The organism is Acinetobacter sp. L-24 (genome assembly GCF_056857555.1).
Genome location: NZ_JBSXNI010000038.1, coordinates 86091 through 112334, shown reverse-complemented (window position 1 = coordinate 112334; position 26244 = coordinate 86091). Strand labels below are relative to the sequence as shown.

The window sequence follows — 26244 nt, the reverse complement described above, 5'->3', positions numbered from 1 at the left end:
CCGAGTAAACTATGTCTCCAACAACCCCAGCTGAACAAGCGAAAAAGTTAATTAAAGTGCCGGAAATGCGCCGTATCAAACACATTCATTTTGTGGGGATCGGCGGCGCAGGCATGTGTGGTATTGCGGAAGTGCTGAAAAACCAGGGCTATAAAGTTTCCGGTTCAGATATCAAGGCATCCAATACCACCGCACAGCTGGAAGCGAATGGCATTAAAGTCTATATCGGACATACTGCAAATAATATTAAAGGCGCCAACGTGATCGTGGTCTCTACCGCGATTGATAAAGAAAATCCGGAAATTAAAACCGCGATTGAAAACCGTATTCCTGTGGTTCGCCGTGCGGAAATGCTGGGTGAACTGATGCGCTACCGTCATGGTATTGCCGTTGCCGGCACACATGGCAAGACCACAACCACCAGTCTGATCACCTGTATGCTGGCTGAAGAAAACATGGATCCAACCTATGTGATCGGTGGTTTGCTGAACCGTACTGGGATGAACGCAGCCTTAGGCGCCAGCCGTTATATCGTGGCCGAAGCCGATGAGTCAGATGCTTCTTTCCTGCATCTGGAACCGATGGCTGCCGTGGTGACCAATATTGATGCCGATCATATGGATACCTATGGCGGTAGCTTCGATGTCCTGAAAGATACTTTTATCCAGTTCCTGCAAAAACTGCCATTTTACGGCTTGGCCGTAGTCTGTGGTGATGATGCCAATATCCGTGAAATCATGCCGCGGATTGCACGTCCATTACTGACTTATGGCTTCAATGAAGACAATGACATCCGCGCAGTAGATGTTGATCAGGATGGCATGCAAACCCACTTTACCGTATTGCGTAAAGAGCGTGAGCCATTGCGTGTAACGGTCAACCAGCCAGGTTTGCATAATGTGCTGAATGCCTTGGCTGCGATTGGTATAGCAACTGATGAAGGCGTGTCTGATGCTTCAATCTGCCGTGCACTGGAAGGTTTTAGTGGTGTGGGTCGCCGCTTTGAAGTTCAGGGTGAGTTTGCGATTGAAGGCGGTGACGTGAAACTGGTGGATGACTATGGTCATCATCCAAAAGAAGTCGAAGCGACGATTAAAGCTGCGCGTCAGAGTCATCCGGACCGTCGTCTGGTAATGATGTTCCAGCCACACCGTTATAGCCGTACCCGTGACTGCTTTGATGATTTTGTGGAAGTACTTTCGACTGTAGACCAGTTATTGTTGCTGGATGTTTATCCTGCTGGCGAAAAACCGATTGTCGGGGCGGACAGCCGTACTTTGGCCCGCAGCATTCGTCTACGTGGTGAAGTCGAGCCAATTCTGGTCGATGCGGCGGACGGCAACCTGAATCAGATCATGAGAAAAGTATTGCAAGCAAATGACTTGTTATTAACCCAGGGCGCAGGTAATGTTGGAGCAATCTCAGTCGAACTTGCACAAAATCACTTATATATAAAATAGTCATCTTGTGTGACTGAATTGAATTGACCAGATTGAAAAAAGTTTAAGGATATAAACGTGTCAAATGCTTCAAAATTCGGAAAAGTTGCCGTGTTGCTTGGTGGTAAATCTGCAGAGCGTGAGGTTTCTCTAGACAGTGGTACGGCGGTACTTGAGGCATTAGTGCGTTCAGGGATCAATGCGGAAGCGTTTGACCCGCAGGAGCGTAGTGTCACAGAATTGGTGAATTATGATCGTGCATTCATTGTATTGCATGGTCGTGGCGGGGAAGACGGCCAGATCCAGGGTGCATTGGAATGGTTAAACGTGCCGTATACCGGTACCGGTGTACAAGGTTCTGCCATCGGCATGGACAAGGTCAAGACCAAGCAGGTCTGGCAGGGTTCGGAATTGCCGACAGCACCGTATCGCATTGTCACCAAAGACTCTGATGCGACCGACATTGTTAATGCTTTAGGCTTGCCTTTGATTATCAAGCCGGTACATGAAGGTTCCAGTATCGGCATGAGTAAGGTTGAGAAAATTGAAGATTTTGCAGAAGCAATTACCAAGGCAACTGAACATGATGCCGTGGTGATGGCAGAAAAATGGATTACCGGCCGTGAATACACCATTGTGGTTTTAAATGGTCAGGCGCTACCTGTGATTCGTCTTGAACCGCCTCAAGATGTTGCTTTCTACGATTATGAAGCGAAATATCAGCGTAATGATGTGCAATATGGCATTCCATGTGGTTTAACTGAAGCTGAAGAGCAGCAGTTAAAAGCCTTAAGTTTGCGCGCATTCCAGGCAGTCGGTGCCAGCGGTTGGGGCCGGATTGATGCCATGCAGGATGAACAGGGCAACTTCTGGTTGCTTGAAGTGAATACCGTGCCAGGCATGACCAGTCATTCACTGGTGCCAAAAGCGGCAGCTGCAGTCGGATACAGTTTTGATGAGCTGTGTGTCGCGATTCTGGAACAGACCTTGACTGGTTCGGCACACTAAATATGGCTCAACTTCCTGTTTCCATGCGCCGTAAACGTGCTGCGATTACTTCAATTCACGACAAGCCGCCGACACGCAAAGAAAAGCTGACCAATTTTGGTGGCTGGTTATTGTTGTGTATTGCGGTATTGGTGCTGGCCTTTGGAATATTGGGCTTATATAAAGTCATGACCAATAGTGACGTGGCAGAGCTGGGCGTGATAGGTACGCGCTCGGCTGCTGAACAGCGTCAGGTCATGCAATATGTGTCACCGATTGTGACCGAAAACTATTTTACTTCAGATCTGGAAGCGATCCGCGATCGTACTCTGGAATTATCCTGGGTGGATCGGGTCGTGGTTTCCCGAGCCTGGCCAAATGGCATTCGGGTGCGGGTGATGCCGCATCATGCAATTGCACGTTGGGGAACAGGGCGTTTATTGAGTGACAGTGGTGTTATTTTCACTGAAGTCACACCCAAGAATTATCAGGCATTACCGTTGCTACATGGGCCAGCGAGCCATGCAGAAACCATGATGCGTCGTTATAATGAAATTAATCAGTTATTTTTGCCACAAGGCATTCGTCTAAAAGAATTATATCTCACCGAGCGAATGACCTGGTTTATGCAGTTTGATTCGGGTTTAAGAATAATTGTGGATAAAGACCAGACTATGAGCAAATTACAACGCCTGAGTCATCTGTCTCAGAGCGATTTAAAGCCGGTCTGGTCTAAAATTTCGGCCATCGACCTGCGTTATCGCAATGGATTGTCGATACAGTGGAAAAATTCAATTCCGCCTAAAATTGTAAATGGACATTTTATTGTAACCATTGATGACACGGGCGTTGAGAATAAGGTAACAGTAAAGCCATAATGACCGGCTTTAAAAAATAGAGGCATTTAAAGCCATAAATCTAACAAACACGTAATGGTAGTAGTGAATAATGAGTGAAGCTGTTCCCTCGGTTGTGGCGATTGACATTGGGACACACAAAGTTTCAGTTTTGATTGGCAAGGTACACGCGCCAGACAATATCCAAGTGATTGGTATGGCCACCGCTCGTAACCGAGGCATGAGTAAAGGGAAAATTGTCAGTCTCGATAAAGTTATTACTGCAATTAAAAATGCCGTTCAAGAAGCAGAAGATATGGCGGAATGTCGTGTACATTCTGCCTGGGTCTCTATTCCAAGTGCCGAATTAAAAAGCTTTTATGCTTCAGGTCGCACCTCGATCGACAATAGCGAGCATGCGATTACCACCAGTGAAGTGGTGCGTGCACTGGAATTGGCTAAAGCTAGTCATTTGACTTCAGATCATTATCTGGTCAGTGCTGTGCCTCTGGGTTTTGAGCTGGACGACTCACCGGAATGGGTGTTAAACCCGATTCGGATGTCGGCACATAGCATGACCGGACACTATCATTTGATGATGCTGCCGATCAGTACCATGCAGAATATTGATCGCGCCCTGAAAGGTGCCAATATTGGTGTAGAAAAAATGGTGGTGTCGAGCTTGGCTACTGCTGAAGCCAGCCTGCTGAAAGACGAAAAAGAATATGGCGTATGCTTAGTAGATATCGGTGCCGGCACGACCAATGTTGCAGTGTATGTGGATGGTCGTTTGGCCTTAACCCATACCTTCCAACGTGGCGGTGAACATGTGACCCGTGATATTGCAGCAGTATTGCAAACCACAACTGAAGAAGCTGAACGTCTGAAATTATTGTATGGCTGTGTCGACCTGAAAGTGGTCAAGCCTGACCATATGATTCAGTTCCAGGGGATTGATGGGCCACAAACCATCAGCCGGATTGAATTGACTGAAATCATCATGGCGCGTTATGAAGAAATTCTGGGTCTGGTGCGTGATGAATTGGTGAAAAACGGTGCTCTTCAGGGCTTGTATCATGGTGTGGTATTGACCGGCGATGCTAGTCATATCGAAGGAATGGTGAGCTTTGTTCGCCGTACCATGGGGGTCTCGGCGCATTTAGGTAATCCGCCGACTCAGGTGTATGCAGATGAACAACATCAGGCTGCTTTACGTCGCTCACAATATAGCACTGTGGCGGGCTTGCTGATGTTTAGTCAGAGTGATACCCAGGACACGATTGTGGAACAGGATGATGTAGAACGGTTGTCATTGGCCAAGCGGGTCAAAAGAGCCTTGTTTGGCTTTAATGACACCTTGAAATCAATCTTTTAAGTCGATTTTTATTGTGAATATTGTTGGGAAGATGTAGTTAATCGGGCTTGTACTTGACAAGTGAACGCATGAGCAGCATTCTTAAAAACAATTTTATTAAGATTAAGGCAGTATACGGGCTTAGTGACTGCCAATTATGAATTAGGAATTTTATAGGTCATGGCCTCATTTGAATTTTTCGAAGACGATCATAGCGATAGCAATGGTCAAGCCCGTTTCACTGTGTTTGGTGTAGGTGGTGCGGGTGGTAATGCTGTACAACATATGTTGCAGTCCGATATCCAGGGCGTAAAGTTTGTTTGTGCCAATACGGACAAGCAGGCATTGGATCGCATGGAAGCCGAATTTAAAATTCAGCTGGGCGAGCAAAGTACCCGTGGTCTGGGTGCAGGTGCAAATCCGCAAGTCGGCCAGACCGCAGCAGAAGAAAGCCGTGAACTGATCCGCCAGCAGCTTGAAGGGACCGATATGGTCTTTGTTACTGCGGGTATGGGCGGTGGTACCGGTACCGGTGCAGCGCCAGTCGTGGCTGAAATTGCGAAAGAAATGGGTATCTTGACCGTTGGTGTCGTGACCACGCCATTTAACTTTGAAGGCAAACGCCGTCTACAGTCTGCTGAAAAAGGCATCGAAGCTCTTGAGCAGCATGTAGACTCATTAATCATCATTCCAAACCAGCGTCTATTGAAAGTCTTCCGTGATATTTCAATGAAAGATGCATATAAAAAAGCGGATGATGTTCTACTGAATGCAGTACGCAGTATTTTTGATTTGGTAGTCCGTCCTGGCCATATCAACCTTGACTTTGCTGACTTAAAAACAGCCATGAGCACTCGTGGTTATGCCATGATGGGTGTCGGTCTGGGTCGTGGTGAGAACCGTGCACGTCAGGCTGCTGAGCAGGCAATCCGTAGTCCATTACTCGACAACGTGACTATCATGAATGCCAAAGGCATTCTGATCAACGTGACTGGTGGCGATGACGTGACTTTCGGTGAAATTGAAGAAATTACTGATGTCGTGAACCAGATTGTCGATTTAGATGAGGGTCAGGTGTTCTACGGTACCGTTTTTGATCCGGATGCGCGTGATGAAATCAGCGTGACTGTGATTGCAACAGGTTTAACCCGTCATGCAGCGGATTCAGTTGAACCGACCAAACGTACTAATGTACAGGCAACTCGTCCAGCAGCAGCTGCACAGGCTGTGGTGGAAGATGATGATGTACCGGCAATTCAGCGTCAGCAGCATGAAACAGGTGCAGCAGCGAATCCAGCGGCGGCTTCAGTTTCTAGCCCGCGCCCAACGCCAATGAGCATTCAGGATTATCTTAAGAATCAACAGCGTAAATAACATGTAACATCATGTGTTTAGCTAGATTAGACAGGAAAGGTGGCTTTTAAGCCACCTTTTTGTTTTTTATCAATAGCCAAATATGCTAACGTATAGCGGTTTTATAGATGAACAGATGATAAAAGCATGTTGAAACAACGTACCCTGAAACGTGTCGTGAAAGCGAGCGGAATCGGTCTTCACAGTGGGCAAAAAGTCATGATTAACTTTGTGCCGCACCATGCCGATGGGGGAATTGTGTTTCGTCGTATTGACCTGAATCCGCCAGTCGACATTCCTGCCGATGCCATGCTGATTCAAGAAGCCTTCATGTGCTCGAACCTGGTTCAGGAAAATGCCAAAGTAGGCACCATTGAACATGTCATGAGTGCGATTGCTGGTCTAGGCATTGATAACCTGATTATTGAAGTGTCGGCCTCTGAAGTCCCGATTATGGATGGCAGTGCAGGTCCGTTTATTTACCTGCTCATGCAGGGCGGTTTGCAAGAGCTGGATGCCGCTAAAAAATTCGTCAAGATTATTAAACCGGTTGAAGCACTCATTGATGACAAACGTGCCATTTTTAGCCCACATGAGGGCTTTCAGCTGAATTTCACCATCGATTTTGATCATCCTGCCTTTAAAAAAGAACATCAGTCCGCCAGTATCGATTTTTCTACTGAAACCTTCGTTTATGAAGTCAGTGAAGCGCGTACCTTTGGGTTTATGAAAGATCTGGATTATCTCAAAGCCAATAATCTGGCGCTGGGTGCCAGCCTGGAAAATGCCATTGGTGTAGATGAAACCGGGGTCGTTAATGAAGAAGGTTTACGTTTCTCGGACGAATTTGTACGTCATAAAATTCTGGATGCCGTGGGTGATTTATACCTGCTCGGGCATCAGATTATTGCCAAATTTGATGGTTATAAATCTGGACATGCCTTGAATAATCAACTTTTACGCAATGTGAAAAGTGATCCAAGCTGCTATGAAATTGTAACATTTGATGACGAAGCCAATTGTCCAATCATGTATGTGAATGTGACATAAGTCATTGTGTTTGTGTCTTTATGTTTTTGTTATTGCTTTAATACTGTGATACACATCACATAATGTTTGCTTTTTAATTTATTACATTTGATTGCTATGTTACTTTTTATTGCTTGCCAAACGTAGTAAAGCTTGGCTAAGCTTAGGGTCGCTTATAAAGTCAGCAGCACTACGAAGTAATTCCTGTGTTTCTGCATTTAAGGCTCTTTCAGGTGTTGCTGAAACAGGTGATGTTTGCGAAGGATTCCGCAAGCAAACTTGAAGTTTAGTGAGATCTGTTAATTCATTTATTTGAGAGAGTTGTGAAATGTATTGCTTTTGAAGATAGGCCAATTGACTGATCATGGCCTGGTTTTCACCGGTAATCGTTAACACACCATTTTGATAGCAGACAACTTGCCAGCGTTCCGGTTGGGGCAATAGCGGTTGTACGAGTTTCGTAAGTTTCTGCCAGGCAGCGACTTGTGATGAGAGAAACGAAAAGTTTCCTGTTTTTATCTGTTTTCTTGTTTGTTGAAAAACGTTGACAGGTTCCGACATACATGATTCCTACATATTTATGTCTTAATCTTATGCGCTTCTTTTAGTGGATATCAAGGATAGAGATCTTCAAGGAACTCGATTAAAGCAGTTTAGAGAGGTTTTTTATGCATATGCGACGTATTTTGTTGGCATTTTCTTTATCAGTTTCAGCGGCTTCGGTTGCGTTCGCAGATTTAGTCAATCTAAATCAAGAAAATGGTTCAACAGATCGTATCGAGCAATTGACGCGTACTCTGGCACAGGGTGCATATACTCATCCAGATGATATCGATATTCCAGCACAGACTAAATTGAATGTTCAACTTCGTGAGAAACCAGTTGAACTGAACAATCGAACGCTTGCTCAGAAGTATGCCAATACTTCATCCAATAAAGCGGCAGCAAACAGTGCTTATTCTTGGCTAATTTCTCATCCTTTACCTAATTCTCGCGTAAGTTCAAATTACGGTGGCCGTACCATGAGTGGCCGTGCTGAAAATCATTCAGGCCTTGATCTTGCAGCGCCAAGTGGTACACCAATCTATGCAACAGGTCCAGGAATTGTGACCAAATCAGGTTGGGGCACAGGTTATGGTCAATACGTTGAAATCAATCATGGCAATGGCTATTTAACGCGCTATGCCCATGCTTCACGTCTTATTGCACGTGTGGGAGAACAGGTGCGAGCGGGTGATCATATTGCTAATGTCGGCTGTACTGGTCGCTGTACCGGTCCACACTTGCATTATGAAGTAGTAAAAGACGGTCAACGTAAAAACCCATCTACTTATTTGGCCATGTTACCTTAAGTATAGACCTGAATAACAAGATGCATCTCTATACATAAAAAATCTCCGATAAGCATTTTAAAGCGTTTAAGCTGAAGGCTCTTCAAGTCAACTTGAAGGGCTTTTTGTTTTATCACTTTTAAGTCTCATATTATCACCAACTATTATAATGATTGTATAATAAATCGCCTTTATTGACTATTTTTTGTTATGTAGTGTAATTATACGTCACCCATCATTTAGTTCCTAAATAGTACTGCTAAATCGCATTCAGCTAAGGCCATACCTGCAGAGGTCTTAAATATGGTACATATAAGACATTAGATTAGGCTTTTAGGAACTGTAGATTATGGCGTTTTATGGCGATACAGACGCGCAAGAAACCCAAGAATGGCAAGATGCATTTGACTCTGTTTTGCAGCACATGGGCACTGAGCGTGCAGCATTTTTATTAGAAAAACTTTATCAACGCGCAATTGCAAAGCATGTTCCTATTCAGCGTTTAAATACTCCCTACTTAAATACGATTTCTGTTGAAGAGCAACCTGCCATGCCGGGTGACCAGGACATGGAGCGCCGTATTCGCGCGCTGATCCGCTGGAATGCCTTGGCAATGGTATTACGCGCGAATAAAACCGGGGATGATCTCGGTGGTCACCTGGCGAGTTTTGCTTCTTCCGCAACCCTTTATGATGTGGGCTTTAACCACTTCTTCCGCGCCAACAGCGATAACTTCGGCGGCGACATGATCTATTACCAAGGTCACTGTGCACCGGGTATTTACGCGCGTTCATTTTTAGAAGGCCGTTTGACTGAAGAGCATCTGAATAATTTCCGTCGTGAAGTGGGTGGTAAAGGTTTGCCATCTTATCCGCATCCTTATTTGATGCCGGACTACTGGCAGTTCCCGACCGTATCGATGGGTCTGGGTCCAATCATGTCAATTTATCAGGCACATATCCAAAAGTACCTGATGAACCGTGGCCTGATTAAAGAAGAAGATCGTAAGGTTTGGGCTTATCTGGGTGATGGTGAGATGGACGAGCCGGAAAGCTTGGGTGCAATTTCTCTGGCAGGTCGCGAAAAGCTCGACAACCTGATTTGGGTAGTGAACTGTAACTTGCAACGTCTGGATGGTCCGGTACGTGGTAATGGCAAGATCATTCAGGAACTTGAGTCATTATTCCGCGGCGCAGGCTGGCGTGTGATTAAAGTTGTGTGGGGCCGTCATTGGGATCCACTACTGGATAAAGATAAATCCGGTGCACTGAAAGCAGTGATGGAAGAAGCAGTCGATGGCGATTTCCAGCGTTATCAGGTAAAAGGTGGTGCTTACGCACGTGAAAAGTTCTTCGGTAAATACCCAGAAGCTAAAGAGCTGGTGAAAGATTTAAGCGACGAAGATATTGATAATCTGAACCGCGGTGGTCACGACCCGTACAAAGTTTTTGCTGCTTATGCTGAAGCATGTACGGCTAAAGGTCAGCCGACCGTGATTCTGGCGAAAACCGTGAAAGGTTATGGTTTGTCGGAAGAAATCGAAGCAGTCAACAAAACGCATCAAATCAAGAAGATGCAAATCAATTCCTTGAAATATGTGCGTGATCGTTTCAACCTTCCTTTCACCGACGAACAGCTTGAAGAAGTACCGTTCTACCGTCCAAGCGAAAATTCACCTGAATTGAAATATATGAAGGCACGTCGTGAAGCGCTAGGTGGTTACCTGCCTGCACGTCGTAAGGAAAGCGAACAGCTGGCGATTCCTGGACTTTCAGTATTTGATTCGGTCTTGGCCGGTTCAAATGGTAAAGAACAATCGACCACGATGGTGATGGTGCGTTTAATCTCTGCACTTCTTAAAGAGAAAGCGATTAAAGACCGTGTTGTGCCAATCGTGCCTGATGAAGCCCGTACTTTCGGTCTGGAAGGGATGTTCCGTCAGCTCGGTATTTATGCCGCGCATGGCCAGAAATATACCCCGGAAGACCAAGAACAGCTGATGCATTACCGTGAAGCCAAAGACGGTCACATGTTGCAGGAAGGGATTAACGAAGCCGGTGCGATGAGTGCATGGGCAGCATTGGCGACCAGTTATTCAACCAATAACCTGCCAATGATTCCGATGTATATGTACTACTCGATGTTTGGTTTCCAGCGTATCGGTGATATTGCCTGGGCAGCAGGCGATGCACAGGCACAAGGCTTCTTGCTGGGTGCAACTGCAGGTCGTACTACACTGAACGGTGAAGGCTTGCAGCATCAGGATGGTCATTCACACATCTTGGCCAATACCATTCCAAACTGTGTCTCTTATGACCCATGTTTCGGTTATGAATTGGCGGTGATCGTGCATGACGGTTTACAACGTATGTATGTGAACCAGGAACGTGTGTTCTATTACCTGACCGTAATGAACGAAAACTACGAGCATCCGGAAATACCAAAAGGTGTTGAAGAAGGCATCAAGCGTGGTATGTACTTACTGGAAGAAGATGAAAAAGCCACTGTTCAGTTACTGGGCTCAGGTGTGATCCTGCGTGAAGTGATCAAGGCAGCGAAGATTCTTCGTGAGGAATATCAAATTCATTCAAATGTCTACAGTGTGACCAGCTTCAATGAACTGGCACGTGACGGTATGGCATGTGAAGAATACAACCGCTTGCATCCGCTGGCTGAAGACGTAAAAGAAGCATGGGTATCGAAACAGCTTCGCGGTACTGAAGGTATCGTCGTGTCTGCAACCGATCATATGCGTGCTTATAGCGAACAGATTCGTGCTTATCTTCCAGATGGCCGTCCATTCGTAGCATTGGGTACTGACGGTTATGGCCGTTCAGATACACGTGCCAACTTGCGTAGTTACTTCGGTGTTGATGCTGCCCATATTGTGGTGGCAACTTTGAAAAAACTGGCAGATGAAGGTGAAGTTGATGCGCGCCTGGTAAAAGATGCGATCTCGACTTTCGAGCTTGATACAGATCGTCCAGTGGCTTGGGCACCGCAAGAAACCCCATCTGTACATGCTGTTGCTGACTACAAAGAGGAGAACTAAGCATGCAAATTACGACTCCTGATATTGGTGTAGATAAGGCAACAGTGGCCGAAATTCTGGTCAAAGTCGGTGATACGATCGCGATCGATGACAGCATTGTGTTACTTGAATCTGATAAAGCCTCTGTTGAAGTACCTAGCACTTCAGCAGGCGTGATAAAAAGCATTCTGGTGAGCCAGGGTGATGAAGTCGCTGAAGGCGCGGTACTGATTGAGCTACAAGCTGAAGACGGTAGCGCTGATGTGGTCGAGCCACAGCAAGCAGATGCCTCACAAAAAACTTCAGAAAATACTCCGACTTCATTGCCGGATCAGGAAATCATGCAGGAACTGGCTTCGCATCAGCCTAAAGCTTCTGCTGCTCCTGAGGCACAAGCGAACTCACAGGTGGTTGATGTTCAAATCCCCGATATTGGTGTAGAAAAAGCCACTGTCGGTGAAATTCTGGTTTCTGTCGGTGATGAAATCGAAGTGGATCAAAGCATCGTGGTGGTGGAATCAGACAAGGCGACTGTTGAAGTGCCAAGTACGGTTTCAGGCACGGTAGAGTCCATCGAGATTAAAGAAGGCGATACCATTAAAGAAGGTGTGGTCATTCTGAAAGTGAAAACGGCTGTTTCGACAGCATCAGCACCGACAGAAGCACCTCAAGCACCAGTTGCTCAAGCGGCGGCCCAAGAGAAAGCAGTCGAAGCACCAGAAACGCCAGCAACACCTGCGGGTGATGTTGAAGTGATGGTGCCTGATTTGGGTGTAGACAAGGCGGCTGTAGCTGAAATTCTGGTTCAGGTCGGTGATACGGTTGAAAAAGACCAAAGCATCATCGTGGTGGAATCAGACAAGGCGACTGTTGAAGTGCCAAGCACTACAGCCGGCGTGATTAAAGCCATTCATGTGGAACTGGGTCAAAATGTCTCTCAAGGCATTGCACTGGTAACAATTGAAGCTGAAGCGCAAGCAGCTGCTGTACCTGTTGCAGCCAAAGCAGAAGAACCTAAAGCGCCTGCTGCAAAAGCAGCATCGGCACCTGCTGCATCTTCTACTCAAACAGTCGCGACGTCGGATAATGCCGATAAGCTGACCAAAGAGCAGAGTGTGGCTAACTCGAAAGTCTATGCCGGTCCTGCTGTGCGTAAACTGGCACGTGAACTGGGCGTCGTGTTGGCAGATGTCAAAGCATCTGGCCCACATGCGCGCGTCATGAAAGAAGACCTGAAAGCCTATGTCAAAACGCGTCTTACTACGCCACAGGCGGCTCCTGTAGCCGCTGCTGCTCAAGTCGCAGGTCTGCCAAAACTGCCAGACTTTAGCGCTTTTGGTGGTGTGGAAGAGAAAGCCTTGACGCGTTTGCAACAAGTATCTATTCCACAATTGTCGCTGAATAATTTCATTCCGCAAGTGACCCAGTTTGATGCAGCAGATATTACTGAACTCGAAGCATGGCGTAATGAACTGAAAGGCAACTTCAAGAAAGAAGGCCTGAGCCTGACCATTATGGCATTCATCATCAAAGCAGTTGCGCACTTGTTAAAAGAAGAGCGTGAATTTGCTGGTCACTTGGCCGATGATGGTAAGTCAGTCTTGCTACGTAACGAGATCCATATGGGTATCGCGGTCGCAACGCCAGATGGTTTGACCGTGCCTGTGCTGCGTCACCCAGATCAGAAGTCAATTAAACAGATTGCCACTGAGCTAGGAATCTTGGGTCAAAAAGCGCGTGACAAGAAGTTGTCGCCGAAAGATCTGCAAGGTGCGAACTTCACTATCACTAGCCTAGGTTCAATTGGTGGTACAGCATTTACGCCATTAGTGAACTGGCCGCAAGTGGCAATTCTGGGTATTTCACCTGCAACCATGCAGCCGATTTGGAATGGTGAAGGCTTTGATCCACGCTTGATGCTGCCGCTTTCATTGTCCTACGATCATCGTGTGATCAATGGTGCAGATGCTGCTCGTTTCACCAACAAGCTGACCAAGCTGCTTAAAGATATTCGTACGCTGTTAATCTAAATTAAATTCGATTCACTTTCTTTTCTCTTGCGCTTCATTGAAAAATATTTCAATTGAAGCTCAGGAAGAAATACAAAGAAGGTATAAATAAAAACCCTGCTTCGGCAGGGTTTTTTCTTGCTGCATTGAAAAATAATCTATTTGATTCTATACTTGGCGCACTTCATTGGGGAGTAGCCGCCTTTTGCGCAAAGCAGAAGGGTGATGGTCAACATATTTGCTCAACCGGGCATGGTCATCATAGCAAAGAACCAAGTCAGCTTTTCCAAGCTTTCTTTTGTTGGCAAGACCTTTGATTTACCACTCTGCAGATTTTGGCTAGCAGGAGCGGTGAGTCATTGGTATTGGATGCTAGCCAGAGAAAGACCTCATGTATGAATTCTTACTGTCGACTGCAATCGTAGCACTGGCTGAAATGGGTGATAAAACCCAACTGCTGGCATTGCTGCTTGCCGCACGCTTTCGCAAACCTGTTCCTATTTTAGTTGCTATTTTATTGGCGACATTGATTAACCACGGCCTTTCTGCAGTATTGGGACAATGGGTAACCACAGTGATTGGGCCGGAAGTACTGCTGTGGATCGTTTCGATTGGCTTTATCGCGATGGCAGTCTGGATGCTGATTCCGGATGAACTGGGTGATGAAAATGCCAGTATCAATAAATGGCAAAAATTCGGGGTATTTGGTGCAACCTTCATTTTGTTTTTTCTGGCAGAAATTGGTGACAAAACCCAGATTGCCACAGTGGCACTGGCGGCACGTTTCGACAGCGTCTTCTGGGTGATGTTGGGTACTACGCTAGGCATGATGCTGGCCAATGCGCCTGCGGTATTTTTGGGTGATAAACTGGCGAACAAACTACCGATCAGCCTGATCCATAAAATTGGCGCGGCCATTTTCCTGGTCATAGGTGTCGCGACCCTGGTTCAATATTATTTCTTTTAAATTATAAAATAACAAATTGCATGAATCCTGAGCTAAAAACTCAGGATTTTTTATGCTTAAATCCTCTGAAAAGCTTGATAAAGCTCGTGATATGGTCGGTTTTATGGATTGTAAATTCTATTAAATCCTTATATGTTGTATGGGTATAAAACAGCAGTTTTAACTATAAATTGGGGAATTTACATGGTTTTTGAGCGCACCACATCGCAAGTCCTGTTTGATAATGGGACACATAAATGCATTAGTTTTACCAGTCTGGTCAAAGGTGAAGGCGTTCAGGCAAACCAGTTTTTGATTATTGATCATGAGCGCGCAGCGGTACTCGATCCGGGTGGTGATTTAACCTATGTGCCGCTGACCATGGAACTGAATAAATACACCCGCTTGACCCATCTGGACTATGTCATGGCTTCACATCAAGACCCGGACATTATCACTTCCATGCCGCGCTGGCTGGTATATACCGATGCCAAAGTGGTGGCATCCAAGCTGTGGGCGCGCTTCTTGCCGCACTTAAACTCGGCCTTTATGAGTGACCGGATGAAAGGTAACTGGTTAGATCGATTGGTGGAGCTTCCGGATCATGGTCAAATCATCCCGTTGGGTCAATCACACATTGTGGCGGTGCCGGCGCATTTTCTGCATTCGGTGGGGAATTTCCAGTTTTATGATCCGATTGCCAAAATCCTGTTTTCAGGTGATATGGGTGCGTCTATGGTTGAAGATGCCGCCAAGCCACTAGAAAACTTTGCCGCGCATATCCCAAAAATGAAAAGCTTCCATCAACGCTATATGTGCAATAACAAGGTGATTCGTCTTTGGGTGAAAATGGTACGCAGCATGGAAATCGAGATGATTGTGCCGCAACATGGTACACCATTTATCGGTAAAGAGCAGATTAATCAGTTTCTGGACTGGATTGAAACGCTGCAATGCGGAACTGACCTGATGGATGAAACGGTTTTTACTTGTCCTGAATAGTTCACACAAAAAATAATTTTTTTCTTGTGTGGAAAAACAACATTTTTTATATTTCTTCTCCAAAAAACTTTTTTTTGATAATGAGAACTTATAAGAAATGTTGTCTCAAGTTCCAAAACCGGATGCGTGTTTAAGCTGCGGGGCGTGCTGCGCCTATTTCAGGGTTTCGTTCTATTGGGCTGAAGGTATTCATATGCCTGAGCACTATACCGAACCTGTGACAGCAGTCTATTCATGTATGGCTGGAACCAATCAAAAAAATCCACGCTGTATCGCACTTGATGGCACCATCGGCCAGCAGGTGAGCTGCGGCATGTATGAGCAGCGCAGTTCATCCTGCAAAGAAGTGCAGATTGCCGATGAGCAATGCAATAAGGCACGTATTGCACACAATATGTTGCCCTTTGTCCAGATTGAAACTGATGAAGCCGACAATGATGACAGTTTTGAATATGTCAGCTAAATCCATCCAAAGCAGAGCTTAGGCTCTGCTTTTCACTTGATTAAAATGATCGGGGTATATTTTAAAATAGGGAACTTCATGATCGGAGGTATTATTGATGCTGTTTTAGCACTTCCATAGATTTGCGTGTACGAAGCTTGAATAAAAAATAATTTTGCAATTGCAATGAAATTTAAGCCGATATTTGTTTATAATAGTGCACGGAAATTACCAGTGAGACTGTTATGTTGACCATCGTTCAAGACGCGTTAACCTTCGATGATGTCCTATTACTCCCTGCCTATTCTACTGTTCTTCCAAAAGATGTCTCCCTAAAGACACGTTTAACTCGTGGCATTAACCTGAATATTCCTCTTGTGTCTGCAGCAATGGATACGGTGACTGAGTCCCGTATGGCAATTGCAATGGCGCAAAATGGTGGTATCGGTATTTTGCACAAGAACATGGATATCGCGGTTCAGGCTGCAGAAGTGCGCCGTGTGAAAAAATTCGAAGCGGGTATGGTCAAAGACCCGATTACAGTCACTCCTGAAACCACAGTACGTGAACTGATTGCGTTGACTCAAGCCAACAATATCAGTGGTGTACCCGTTGTGAAAGATGGCAAAGTGGTGGGTATCGTGACAGGTCGTGATACACGCTTTGAAACCAATCTTGAGCAGCCAGTCAGCAATATCATGACTGGTCAGGATCGTCTGGTGACAGTTCGTGAAGGCGAATCGAAAGAAAATATCCAAGCTTTATTGCAACAGCACCGTATTGAAAAAGTATTGGTGGTCAACGATCAGCAAGAGCTGAAAGGCTTAATTACGGTAACCGATTTCCGTAAAGCTGAATTGTATCCAAACAGCTGTAAAGATGATCTAGGTCGTCTGCGTGTTGGTGCTGCGGTTGGTACTGGTGCAGAAACGCCAAGCCGCGTAGAAGCCTTGGTTGATGCAGGTGTGGACGTGATTGTAGTTGATACTGCACATGGCCATTCTGCGGGTGTAATCGAACGCGTACGTTGGGTGAAAGCTAACTATCCACAAGTTCAGGTGATTGGCGGTAACATCGCGACAGGTGATGCTGCGCTGGCGTTACTTGATGCAGGTGCGGATGCCGTTAAAGTTGGTATTGGTCCTGGTTCAATCTGTACCACGCGTATTGTGGCGGGTATTGGTATGCCACAGATCTCTGCGATTGATTCTGTTGCCAATGCGCTGAAAGATCAGATTCCTTTGATCGCAGATGGCGGTATTCGTTTCTCTGGCGATATGGCCAAAGCGATTGGTGCGGGCGCAAGCACGATTATGGTTGGTTCATTGATGGCCGGTACTGAAGAAGCACCAGGCGAAGTTGAATTCTTCCAGGGCCGTTACTACAAGGCTTATCGCGGTATGGGTTCATTGGGTGCGATGGCGGGTGCGACAGGTTCTGCTGACCGTTACTTCCAGGACTCCAAGGCCGGTGCCGAGAAGCTGGTTCCTGAAGGTATTGAAGGTCGTGTACCGTACAAAGGCCCAATGGGTAATATCGTACATCAGATGATGGGCGGCCTACGTTCTTCAATGGGTTATACCGGTTCTGCGACGATTGAAGACCTGCGTCAGAATGCCAAGTTTGTGAAAATCACTTCTGCCGGTATGTCTGAGTCGCATGTACATGATGTGACCATTACCAAAGAAGCACCAAACTATCGCGTAGGTTAATTTCCTGTGATTTAAAATTTTAAAAAGCCGTCATGCAAATGACGGCTTTTTTATTTTGGTGTAAAGTGTGACTCAAGGAAAAAAATGGGTGATATCAATCATCCGCTAAGAAGTGAGATAAAGATGAGTTATTTTGGTACGGATGGTATTCGTGGAAAGTTTGGCGAATTGCCGATTACCCCTGAGTTTGCCCTGAAACTGGGATTTGCAGCCGGAAAAGTTTTAAAACGCCATAGTAAAAAATCCAAACCATTGGTGGTTCTGGGTAAAGATACCCGTTTGTCTGGCTATATCCTGGAAGCAGCCTTGCAGGCAGGTTTAAATGCCGCTGGCGTTTATGTTCATCTTTTAGGTCCACTACCGACTCCAGCCATTGCTCATCTGACCCGTGCTTTGCATGCCAGCTTGGGTATTGTCATTTCCGCTTCGCATAACCCGTATTTTGACAACGGCATTAAGTTCTTCTCTGCGGAAGGCAAAAAACTGCCAGATGCCTTGCAAGACGAAATTAATCAGGAACTTGAAAAAGATTTTTTGATTGAAGATACAGCAAATCTGGGTAAGAGTATCCGGGTTAAAGATGCTAACGGTCGCTATATTGAATTCTGTAAATCGACTTTCCCGTATCATCTGGATCTGAATGAACTTACCATTGTAGTGGATTGTGCCAATGGTGCAGCCTATAACGTGGGGCCTGCAGTGTTCCGTGAACTGGGCGCACGTGTGATTGCAATTCACAATGAGCCGAGCGGTTTGAATATTAATGAGGGCTGTGGTTCAACCCATCCGGAAAGCTTGCAACAGGCTGTGGTTCAACATCAAGCGGATTTGGGTATTGCCTTTGATGGGGATGCTGACCGTGTGGTTCTCGTAGATAAAGCCGGCAATTTGATTGATGGCGACCATATTCTTTATATTCTTGCGACTCAAAGCTCGAAAAAACCGGCAGGTATCGTCGGTACCTTAATGAGCAATATGGCGCTGGAACTGGCACTGGAAAAAGCACAAGTGCCGTTATTACGTGCCAAAGTCGGCGACCGTTATGTATTGCAGGGCCTGGAAGAAAATGGTTGGACCATTGGTGGTGAGCCTTCAGGTCATATTCTGACTTTGGACAAGAGCACCACAGGCGATGCGATTATTGCCGCCTTGCAGGTATTAACGGTGATGGTTGAACAGAAAAAAGCCCTGCATGAACTTGTGGCTGACTTTAAACTGTTGCCAAATGTCCTGGTCAATGTACGTTTAAATGCCATGTTTGATCCTTATTCAGTGCCTGCACTGGCAGCTGAATTTGAAAAAGCCGAACAGCAGCTTAAAGGCCGTGGCCGTTTATTGATTCGTAAATCCGGCACAGAACCTGTCATTCGTGTGATGGTCGAAGGCGATGATCTGGCTGAAGTCACCACACTTGCAAACAGCCTGGCAGATGCTGTGCGTGCCAATGCAGCTTAACGGGAACATAGATAATGAGTGATCTGATCAAGGATCTAAGTGAACTACGCCTGAATTATGAAAAAGGCGAGTTACAGGAACAGCAAGTCAATCCGAATCCGCATATGCAGTTCTTGCAATGGTTTAACCATGCACTGGAAGCAAAATTGCACGAGCCCTATGCCATGTCGTTGGCAACAGCCAATGCACAAGGCCGTCCGCATGTGCGTACGGTATTGCTGCGTGGAGCGACTGACGCAGGGTATGATTTTTATACCAACTATGATAGTCAAAAAGGTTTAGATCTGGCTAAAAATCCTTATGCCGAACTGTTGTTCTACTGGCAGGATCAGGAACGTCAGATTCGTATTTCAGGTCGTGTAAAGAAAATATCGGAAGAAGAATCGACCGACTATTATCATAAACGTCCACGCGAAAGCCAGATTGCCGCGCATATCAGTACCCCGCAAAGTGGCATCGTGGCTAGTCGTGAGGAATTGCAGCAACGTTTTTGGGATTTGCATACCCAGGTTGCCAATCAGCAACAGCTGGACAAGCCGGTATTCTGGGGCGGTTATCGTCTCGAACCTGATTATTATGAATTCTGGCAGGGTCGTCCGAACCGTTTACATGACCGTCTGAGTTATCGTAAAAGCGATGATGGCTGGACTTTAGAGCGCTTAATGCCATAACCATGCAAAAACTGGAAATCAAACAACGGCCATTGCTAACCCGTTCTGAAAACTTAGCGGGTGTTCCTGCATTTGTAGCCGAGATTCTTGCCCGTCGCGGGGTGGAGTCCGAGCAGGAGCTTGAGCTCAAGCTGAAGCATTTGCTGGCACCCACCATGAAAGGATTGCCCGAAGCAATTCAATTGATGGATCAGGCAATTGATCGTGGCCAGAAAATCGTGATTGTTGGCGATTATGATGCCGATGGCGCGACCAGTACCGCACTCATGGTGCTGGCATTGCGCGATATGGGTGCCAATGTCGAATATCTGGTACCGGACCGTTTTAAATATGGTTATGGATTGACGCCCGCAATTGCAGATCTGGCCTTTGTCAGTTTCACACCTGATTTACTGATTACCGTGGATAATGGCATTTCCAGCCATGACGGAGTCAAACAGGCACAAGATCATGGCATGCAGGTGATCATTACTGATCACCATCTGACGACCAAGCCGACACCAAAAGCCGAAGCCGTGGTCAATCCCAATCAGCTCGGTTGCGACTTTCCAAGCAAAGCACTGGCTGGGGTCGGGGTGGCTTTTTATATACTGGCCAATCTGTCTACCCATCGCAAGAAACTTGGAAAATCCTCTACGGTAATTACCAATTATCTTGATCTGGTGGCACTCGGTACTTATGCCGATGTCGCGAGTCTGGACTATAACAACCGGATTCTGGTTGATGCAGGTCTGAAACGCATTCAGCAAGGGCAGTGCCGTGCAGGAATCAGTGCACTGCTGGATATTGCCAAACGTGACCCTGCTGGTCTAAAAGCCCAAGATCTCGGTTTTGTTCTGGGCCCGCGAATTAATGCGGCTGGACGCATGGAAACCATGGACATCGGCATCGAATGTCTGCTGGCTCCTGATCTAGCAATGGCCTATCCACTGGCTGAACAGCTGAATCAGCTTAATGTCGAGCGCCGTCAGGTGGAAGGCAAAATCAAGCAGGACGCTTTAAACGAACTTGAGAAAATCCAGTTAGATGCGACGGCATTACCTGCTGCGCTGATCATGTTCGAACCGCATTGGCATCAGGGAGTGATCGGGATTGTAGCAGGGCGTTTAAAAGAGCAATTTCATCGTCCGAGTATTGTTTTTGCCGCGGATCAGGATGGGATTCATATCAAAGGTTCGGCGCGTTCGATTGAAGGTATTCATATTCGTGATGCGATTGAACAGGTGGCGGAGCAGTATCCCCATTTAGTCAGTCATTTTGGGGGACATGCAGCAGCAGCCGGTTTAACCCTGAAAAAAGAAAATTTCGCTGAGTTTAAGCAGGTCTTTGAAGCACTGATTGGTGTGATGGATGAGGATTTATTCACTGCGACTTTATGGACAGATGGAGAGTTGCCAGCTTCTGCTTTTCAGATCGAAACAGTCAATTTATTGCAGAATTTAAGTCCATGGGGGCAAAAATTTCCCCAGCCGATTTTTGACGGTGTGTTCAAAATTATGGACTATCGCTGGCTTAAAGATGTGCATCTTAAGTTACGTGTGGCGTTGGAGAATGGTCAGGTCGTGGATGCGATCGCCTTCAATGCAGCGGATAAATATGACTTTGATCCGATGAAAGATACGCGTTTGGTCTATGAGCTGGATAAAAATGTCTTTAATGGCAATGTCAGTCTGCAAATGCGGATTATGCATTTAGAACAATAGACCATAAAAAACCGCTCGAGTGAGCGGTTTTTTTGCTTTTAATCGGAGAGATTAGAAGCGGTATGCACCACGTACGCCAAAGATATCAGCATTATCAGCAAAATTAATCGAACCTTCTAAGCTAACTTGTTGGTTAAAGAATTTTTTGGCACGAATAGTAAAAACATCATTACCTTCTAGGTCTGAGTCAGAGAATCCTAAGCCAACACTGAAAGTTTTGTCTAGATATAAATCTGCACCTAGGTTATAAGCATCGATATCACCGAAACTTGCACCACCTTCGAAGTTCATATCGTATTGACCGACTTGTGTTACATATTTGGCACGTAAAGTTGGATCAATTTCATCGTCTGCATTGTCTTCAGAAATACCTACAAGACCAAGTGCTACTAATAAGCCAGGAACAGGTAAATAACCCGCTTCAGCAGCGTAACCAGTTATGTCACCAGCATCATTATCAAAATGAGCAATGTTACCACTTAAATAAAAGTCTGAATTTGGAACAAAATACTCAATACCAGCACCAATGCCAAACGTGTCTGAATCATCTTGATAGCTTAATACACCATTCACATTGCTGGCACGGTTTAAGAATGCAGCTTCATTCAAAGGTGAATTTTTGACTTGGACCGAGTTGAAGTAGTAAGTCCCATCGATAGCAAAACCTACATCCGAACCACCTTGGTCATGATCAAGAAGATCAATAGAAGCCCCAACTTCAGTTTGATAAGCGTGTGCAGTTCCCAGGCCAGCAAGAAGCGCTGTAGCAAGAGCAAGTTTCTTAAGCATTTAGATTTCTCTCTTTGTTATAAAAATATGACTGTTTGATGAACAGTTGTAACAAATTGTACAGTTTATATTCGCCCCGTCAATGTGCAAAAATACCTAAATGCTTGTTAAGAGTGCAATAAAAAAACCCATCCGAGGATGGGTTTTCTATGCATGACTAACTTTTGGTTTTAGATTAGAAGCGGTACTTCGCTGCTACACCAAAGGTATTGTAGTCATTGTTAAACTGTTCGCCAAAGCCGACACGGCCTTCTAAGCTCACTTGCTGGTTAATGAACTTACGTGCATTGATACCAAATTCGCTCTTGTCGGTAATATCATTATTGTGATAATCAGCACCGACACTCAAGGTTTTGTCGATGAAATAATCTGCTGCCAGATTGTATTCATCTAGATCACCAAACGCTGCACCTGCTTCCAGGTTGATATCTTTACCATTGCTTAATGTCGTCACATATTTAGCACGAAGTGTTGGATCTACGCCATCATCATTGTCGTTATCCCAACCTTTCACACCAGCCGCAATCAATAGACCTGGCGCTGGCAGATAACCGACTTCAGCTGCATAGGTGGTTAAATCATTTTCTAGATCATCATTGTCCTGCAGATCATGGCCATTGACGTTACCGCTTAAGTAGAAGTCAGAATTCGGTACGAAGTACTCTGCACCTACGCCATAACGATGCGCTTCAGAATCACCAATTTCATTATATTGATATTGCGCACTCACGTTGCTAGCACGATCAAGGAATGCTGCTTCTGCTAATGGTGCATTACGTGTTTGAACTGGATTGAAGTAATATGTACCATCAACGCCGAAAGAACCGCTAGTTCCACCGTTGTCAGGATCAACCACTCCTGCTGATGCACCAATTTCTGCTTGGTAAGCATGTGCTGCTGTACCAGTCATTGCTATTGCTGAAAGTAGTGCCGAAGCAATCGCTAATTTTTTCATGGTTACTACCCCTCAAATCGTGAGTTAAAAACATTACACTTTTTGTTACAACTTTCAGTCTAGAGCAATTCCAAAGATCGTCAATCAAAGGAAAGTTACAGTAATGTGAATAGCGTAATCTTGTGTAATTTTTGCTGAACAAGTGACTGAATAATAAAATTAAATTTATAATGTAGTGTTTTATTAAAAGTGTGTAGATATTGTGGAATCTATTGAATTCGCTGATTTTTTATACAGAACAATAAGAAATCCTAAATTATAAAATCAATTGCAAAATTATATTTCGGTCATAAAACGGGGCTAAAAAGCCGATAAAAATTTCGGATAAAAAGACGCAAAAGAGTCTATGAGATGTTGAAAATTGGATGAGGGAAATACAGGTCTAAATGCTCAAGATATTCGAGCTTTAGACTGAATGGATCGTTAAAATAGCGGAAATAGACTGTGCTATAATATCGGGCTAAGAATTTTGTGCCTAATTTTGATTGAGAGTAATTCACGTGGAAATTAATCCGTATCTAAACCAATTAAAAGACTTAAACGAACGTGGTCAAACACTACGGGGGTATCTTTGACTACGATCTGAAAAAAGAGCGTTTAGAAGAAGTCCTGCGTGAATTAGAAGATCCAACCATATGGAATGATCAGAGTCGTGCTCAAGCAATGGCCAAAGAAAAAGGCGAGCTTGAAAATGTATTAAATGTGCTGGATCGCTTAAGTACCCAGCTTGAAGATGCACAGGCTTTGCTTGATCTGGCGGTTGAAGCGGATGATGAAAGCTTGCTAGAAGACGTACAGGCTGAACTGAGCACGGCTGAAGAAGAACTGGCCAAGCTTGAATTTCGCCGTATGTTCAATAATCCGATGGATCCAAACCCTTGCTATCTTGAAATTCAAGCTGGTTCAGGCGGTACAGAAGCACAGGACTGGGCGTCTATGTTGCTACGTATGTATCTACGCTGGATTGAACGTCATGGCTTTAAAGCAGAAGTGATGGAAGAATCTGATGGGGATGTTGCCGGGATTAAATCTGCGACGATTCGTGTGGAAGGTGAGTACGCCTATGGCTGGTTACGTACCGAATCTGGTGTACACCGTTTAGTGCGTAAGTCGCCCTTTGACTCGGGCAACCGTCGTCATACCTCGTTCTCTGCCGTGTTTGTGTCACCGGAAGTTGATGACAATATCGAAATTGAAATCAATCCGTCCGATGTTCGTACCGATACTTATCGTGCATCAGGGGCGGGTGGTCAGCATATTAACAAAACAGATTCTGCCGTGCGTTTAACCCATGCACCGACCGGAATTGTGGTGGCCTGTCAGAACCAGCGTTCACAACATGCCAACCGTGACCACGCCTGGAAGCAGTTACGTGCCAAACTTTATGAGCTCGAGATGAGCAAACGTAACGAAGCGGCACAAGCACTGGAAGATTCCAAGTCTGACATTGGGTGGGGTAGTCAGATCCGTTCTTATGTCCTGGATGATTCACGTATTAAGGATTTGCGTACAGGTGTGGAAAATTCCAATACTGGCGCAGTTCTGGACGGTGATCTGGACAAATTTATCGAAGCAAGCCTGAAACAGGGCCTGTAAGAAATCGTTTAAAAGCTGGCGTAACAAAGCTTGTGCAGATTGCGACCATTATATCTAAAATTTTCGATATATAAATCGAAAAAATACGATATAATGGTCGCAGATGCTGAATAAAGTTTCGTTGCGCCACTGATTGTGATGTGCCTATGGACCTTGATCTAATTTTTAAAGCCTTAGCCAATCCGACCCGTCGACAAATTCTGGAGTGGTTAAAATCTCCGGAGCAATATCTGTCTGCGGAAGAGTGTGGTGGCTTTCAACGTGGGGTCTGTGCAGGTCAAATTGAACGTTTGGGCCAGGTTTCCCAGTCCACCATGTCCAATCATTTGTCTGTATTACAGCAGACTGGCCTGATCACTGCGACCAAGCATGGACAGTGGTCATATTTCTCCCGCAATGAAACTTTGATTCAACAATTTATCGAACACCTACAACAACACCTTTAACAGGTGGGAGTAACGATGGCTGAATTAAATTCTCCTTTAACGCTCGGTGCGTTAGAGCTTAAAAACCGTGTCATCATGGCGCCGCTGACCCGTAACCGCGCAACTGCTGATCGCGTTCCAACCCCAATGATGGTTGAGTACTATGCGCAACGTGCAAGTGCTGGCCTGATTATTTCTGAAGCCACAGTGATTTCTGAAGAAGCCAATGGCTATTTAAATACTCCAGGATTGTTTACCGATGCTCAGGTCGAAGGCTGGAAAAAGGTTACTCAAGCGGTTCATGAGAAGGGCGGTCTGATTGTTGCCCAGCTTTGGCATGTTGGTCGTGTATCGCATCCGGATCTGTTAAATGGTGAAACACCAGTCTCTGCAAGTGCAGTACAACAGGCGGGTCATGTCAGCTTGTTACGTCCAAAACGTCCTTATGTGTTGCCGCGTCCGCTGGAAATTTCGGAAATTCATGCCATTACCGAGCAATATAAGCAAGCCGCGATTCGTGCTAAAGAGGCCGGTTTTGATGGTGTTGAATTACATGCTGCCAATGGTTATCTGATTGACCAGTTCTTGCAAAGCAAAACCAATCAGCGTGAAGATGAATACGGCGGTTCAGTGGAAAATCGTACACGTTTCCTGCTAGAAGCAACTGATGCACTGATTGAAGTATGGGGCGCAGATCGTGTAGGGGTGCATTTTGCGCCGCGTTGTGATGACCATGACATGGGCGACAATGATCCACGTGAAACATTTGGCTATGCCATGGAGCAGCTGGGTAAGCGCAAGATTGCCTTCTTCTTTACCCGTGAATATCTGGCAGAAGACAGTATTTCTGAATATATGAAAGAGCGTTCAGGTGGAGTGCCTTATATTGCCAATATGCAACTAAGTCGTGAAGATGCGATTGAGCTGTTGGCATCAGGCAAGGCTGATGCGGTGGCTTTCGGTAAGGCTTATATTGCCAATCCGGATCTATACGAACGTCTGCTCGAAGATGCGCCGCTGAATGAACTGAAGCTGGAAAATATGATCGGAACCAATGTCGCGGAAGGCTATATTGATTATCCGACATTGGCTGAAGCAGAAGCTTTAACTACAGTAGAATAATCTAAAAATGAGCCACATTGATTAACATGTTGATGTGGCTCTGCTATATTCTGCCCA

Annotated in this window: 22 protein-coding genes and 1 riboswitch; of the genes, 19 read left to right on the top strand and 3 right to left on the bottom strand. The window is 45.5% G+C overall.

The window, feature by feature from the left end; translation table 11 throughout:
• The first annotated feature begins 11 nt into the window (after positions 1-11).
• From murC to lpxC, 6 genes are all read left to right on the top strand, one after another.
• Positions 12-1460 carry a UDP-N-acetylmuramate--L-alanine ligase gene (gene murC / locus AC13CK_RS06100; protein WP_005245710.1) on the top strand — a complete coding sequence of 483 codons (1449 nt, stop codon included), beginning with the start codon at positions 12-14 and terminating at the stop codon, positions 1458-1460.
• Positions 1461-1517: 57 nt separating this feature from the next.
• Positions 1518-2447 carry a D-alanine--D-alanine ligase gene (locus AC13CK_RS06095; protein WP_482831010.1) on the top strand — a complete coding sequence of 310 codons (930 nt, stop codon included), beginning with the start codon at positions 1518-1520 and terminating at the stop codon, positions 2445-2447.
• 2 nt (positions 2448-2449) lie between these two features.
• A complete protein-coding gene (locus tag AC13CK_RS06090; protein ID WP_071850278.1) occupies positions 2450-3304 on the top strand; it encodes a cell division protein FtsQ/DivIB in 855 nt (284 codons plus the stop codon).
• Between the two features lie 70 nt (positions 3305-3374).
• Positions 3375-4637 carry a cell division protein FtsA gene (gene ftsA / locus AC13CK_RS06085; RefSeq protein WP_005245712.1) on the top strand — a complete coding sequence of 421 codons (1263 nt, stop codon included), beginning with the start codon at positions 3375-3377 and terminating at the stop codon, positions 4635-4637.
• Positions 4638-4796: 159 nt separating this feature from the next.
• Positions 4797-5990 carry a cell division protein FtsZ gene (gene ftsZ, locus AC13CK_RS06080; RefSeq protein ID WP_004647240.1) on the top strand — a complete coding sequence of 398 codons (1194 nt, stop codon included), beginning with the start codon at positions 4797-4799 and terminating at the stop codon, positions 5988-5990.
• A gap of 126 nt (positions 5991-6116) precedes the next feature.
• Positions 6117-7019 (top strand): UDP-3-O-acyl-N-acetylglucosamine deacetylase, encoded by a 903-nt coding sequence (gene lpxC, locus AC13CK_RS06075; RefSeq protein ID WP_004647241.1) that lies wholly within the window; start codon positions 6117-6119, stop codon positions 7017-7019.
• A gap of 99 nt (positions 7020-7118) precedes the next feature.
• Here lpxC and AC13CK_RS06070 read toward each other — a convergent pair whose 3' ends face one another.
• On the bottom strand, positions 7119-7559 hold the full coding sequence (locus AC13CK_RS06070) for a DciA family protein (protein ID WP_004647242.1): 441 nt from the start codon (positions 7557-7559) through the stop codon (positions 7119-7121).
• Positions 7560-7666: 107 nt separating this feature from the next.
• On the opposite strand from AC13CK_RS06070, the gene AC13CK_RS06065 reads away from it, so the two are divergent.
• The 10 genes from AC13CK_RS06065 (at position 7667) to recJ (ending at position 21300) form a co-directional block, all read left to right on the top strand.
• Entirely contained in the window at positions 7667-8350 is a 684-nt protein-coding gene (locus tag AC13CK_RS06065; protein ID WP_425879964.1) for a M23 family metallopeptidase, read from the top strand.
• 328 nt (positions 8351-8678) lie between these two features.
• Entirely contained in the window at positions 8679-11381 is a 2703-nt protein-coding gene (gene aceE / locus AC13CK_RS06060) for a pyruvate dehydrogenase (acetyl-transferring), homodimeric type (RefSeq protein WP_425879963.1), read from the top strand.
• A 2-nt stretch (positions 11382-11383) separates the two neighbouring features.
• On the top strand, positions 11384-13390 hold the full coding sequence (locus tag AC13CK_RS06055; RefSeq protein WP_425879962.1) for a 2-oxo acid dehydrogenase subunit E2: 2007 nt from the start codon (positions 11384-11386) through the stop codon (positions 13388-13390).
• A 156-nt stretch (positions 13391-13546) separates the two neighbouring features.
• Positions 13547-13688: riboswitch (yybP-ykoY riboswitch) on the top strand.
• Positions 13689-13760: 72 nt separating this feature from the next.
• Positions 13761-14336, top strand: coding sequence for a TMEM165/GDT1 family protein (locus AC13CK_RS06050; RefSeq protein WP_004281327.1), 576 nt, complete (start codon positions 13761-13763; stop codon positions 14334-14336).
• Positions 14337-14519: 183 nt separating this feature from the next.
• On the top strand, positions 14520-15317 hold the full coding sequence (locus AC13CK_RS06045) for an oxygen-binding di-iron domain-containing protein (protein WP_425879961.1): 798 nt from the start codon (positions 14520-14522) through the stop codon (positions 15315-15317).
• A 97-nt stretch (positions 15318-15414) separates the two neighbouring features.
• Positions 15415-15780 carry a YkgJ family cysteine cluster protein gene (locus AC13CK_RS06040; RefSeq protein ID WP_080591854.1) on the top strand — a complete coding sequence of 122 codons (366 nt, stop codon included), beginning with the start codon at positions 15415-15417 and terminating at the stop codon, positions 15778-15780.
• Positions 15781-16004: 224 nt separating this feature from the next.
• A complete protein-coding gene (guaB, locus tag AC13CK_RS06035) occupies positions 16005-17471 on the top strand; it encodes an IMP dehydrogenase (protein ID WP_004281332.1) in 1467 nt (488 codons plus the stop codon).
• A gap of 123 nt (positions 17472-17594) precedes the next feature.
• Positions 17595-18926 carry a phosphoglucosamine mutase gene (gene glmM / locus AC13CK_RS06030; protein ID WP_034437971.1) on the top strand — a complete coding sequence of 444 codons (1332 nt, stop codon included), beginning with the start codon at positions 17595-17597 and terminating at the stop codon, positions 18924-18926.
• Between the two features lie 14 nt (positions 18927-18940).
• Positions 18941-19597 carry a pyridoxamine 5'-phosphate oxidase gene (gene pdxH, locus AC13CK_RS06025; RefSeq protein ID WP_253172855.1) on the top strand — a complete coding sequence of 219 codons (657 nt, stop codon included), beginning with the start codon at positions 18941-18943 and terminating at the stop codon, positions 19595-19597.
• A 2-nt stretch (positions 19598-19599) separates the two neighbouring features.
• Positions 19600-21300, top strand: a complete 1701-nt coding sequence (gene recJ / locus AC13CK_RS06020) for a single-stranded-DNA-specific exonuclease RecJ (RefSeq protein WP_425879960.1) — start codon at positions 19600-19602, stop codon at positions 21298-21300.
• Between the two features lie 51 nt (positions 21301-21351).
• Here recJ and AC13CK_RS06015 read toward each other — a convergent pair whose 3' ends face one another.
• Positions 21352-22089 carry a putative porin gene (locus tag AC13CK_RS06015; RefSeq protein WP_004281339.1) on the bottom strand — a complete coding sequence of 246 codons (738 nt, stop codon included), beginning with the start codon at positions 22087-22089 and terminating at the stop codon, positions 21352-21354.
• Positions 22090-22264: 175 nt separating this feature from the next.
• Positions 22265-23044 carry a putative porin gene (locus AC13CK_RS06010; protein ID WP_004647252.1) on the bottom strand — a complete coding sequence of 260 codons (780 nt, stop codon included), beginning with the start codon at positions 23042-23044 and terminating at the stop codon, positions 22265-22267.
• A gap of 500 nt (positions 23045-23544) precedes the next feature.
• Here AC13CK_RS06010 and prfB point away from each other — a divergent pair.
• The 3 genes from prfB (at position 23545) to AC13CK_RS05995 (ending at position 26187) form a co-directional block, all read left to right on the top strand.
• Positions 23545-24640, top strand: a protein-coding gene (gene prfB, locus AC13CK_RS06005; RefSeq protein ID WP_101627160.1) for a peptide chain release factor 2 whose coding sequence is annotated in 2 segments (ribosomal slippage) — positions 23545-23616 and positions 23618-24640 — 1095 coding nt in all. Because the reading frame shifts where the segments join, the coding sequence is not laid out codon by codon here.
• A 146-nt stretch (positions 24641-24786) separates the two neighbouring features.
• Positions 24787-25086 (top strand): ArsR/SmtB family transcription factor, encoded by a 300-nt coding sequence (locus AC13CK_RS06000; protein WP_004281346.1) that lies wholly within the window; start codon positions 24787-24789, stop codon positions 25084-25086.
• Positions 25087-25101: 15 nt separating this feature from the next.
• On the top strand, positions 25102-26187 hold the full coding sequence (locus AC13CK_RS05995; protein WP_005245739.1) for an alkene reductase: 1086 nt from the start codon (positions 25102-25104) through the stop codon (positions 26185-26187).
• The last annotated feature ends 57 nt before the right edge of the window (positions 26188-26244 follow it).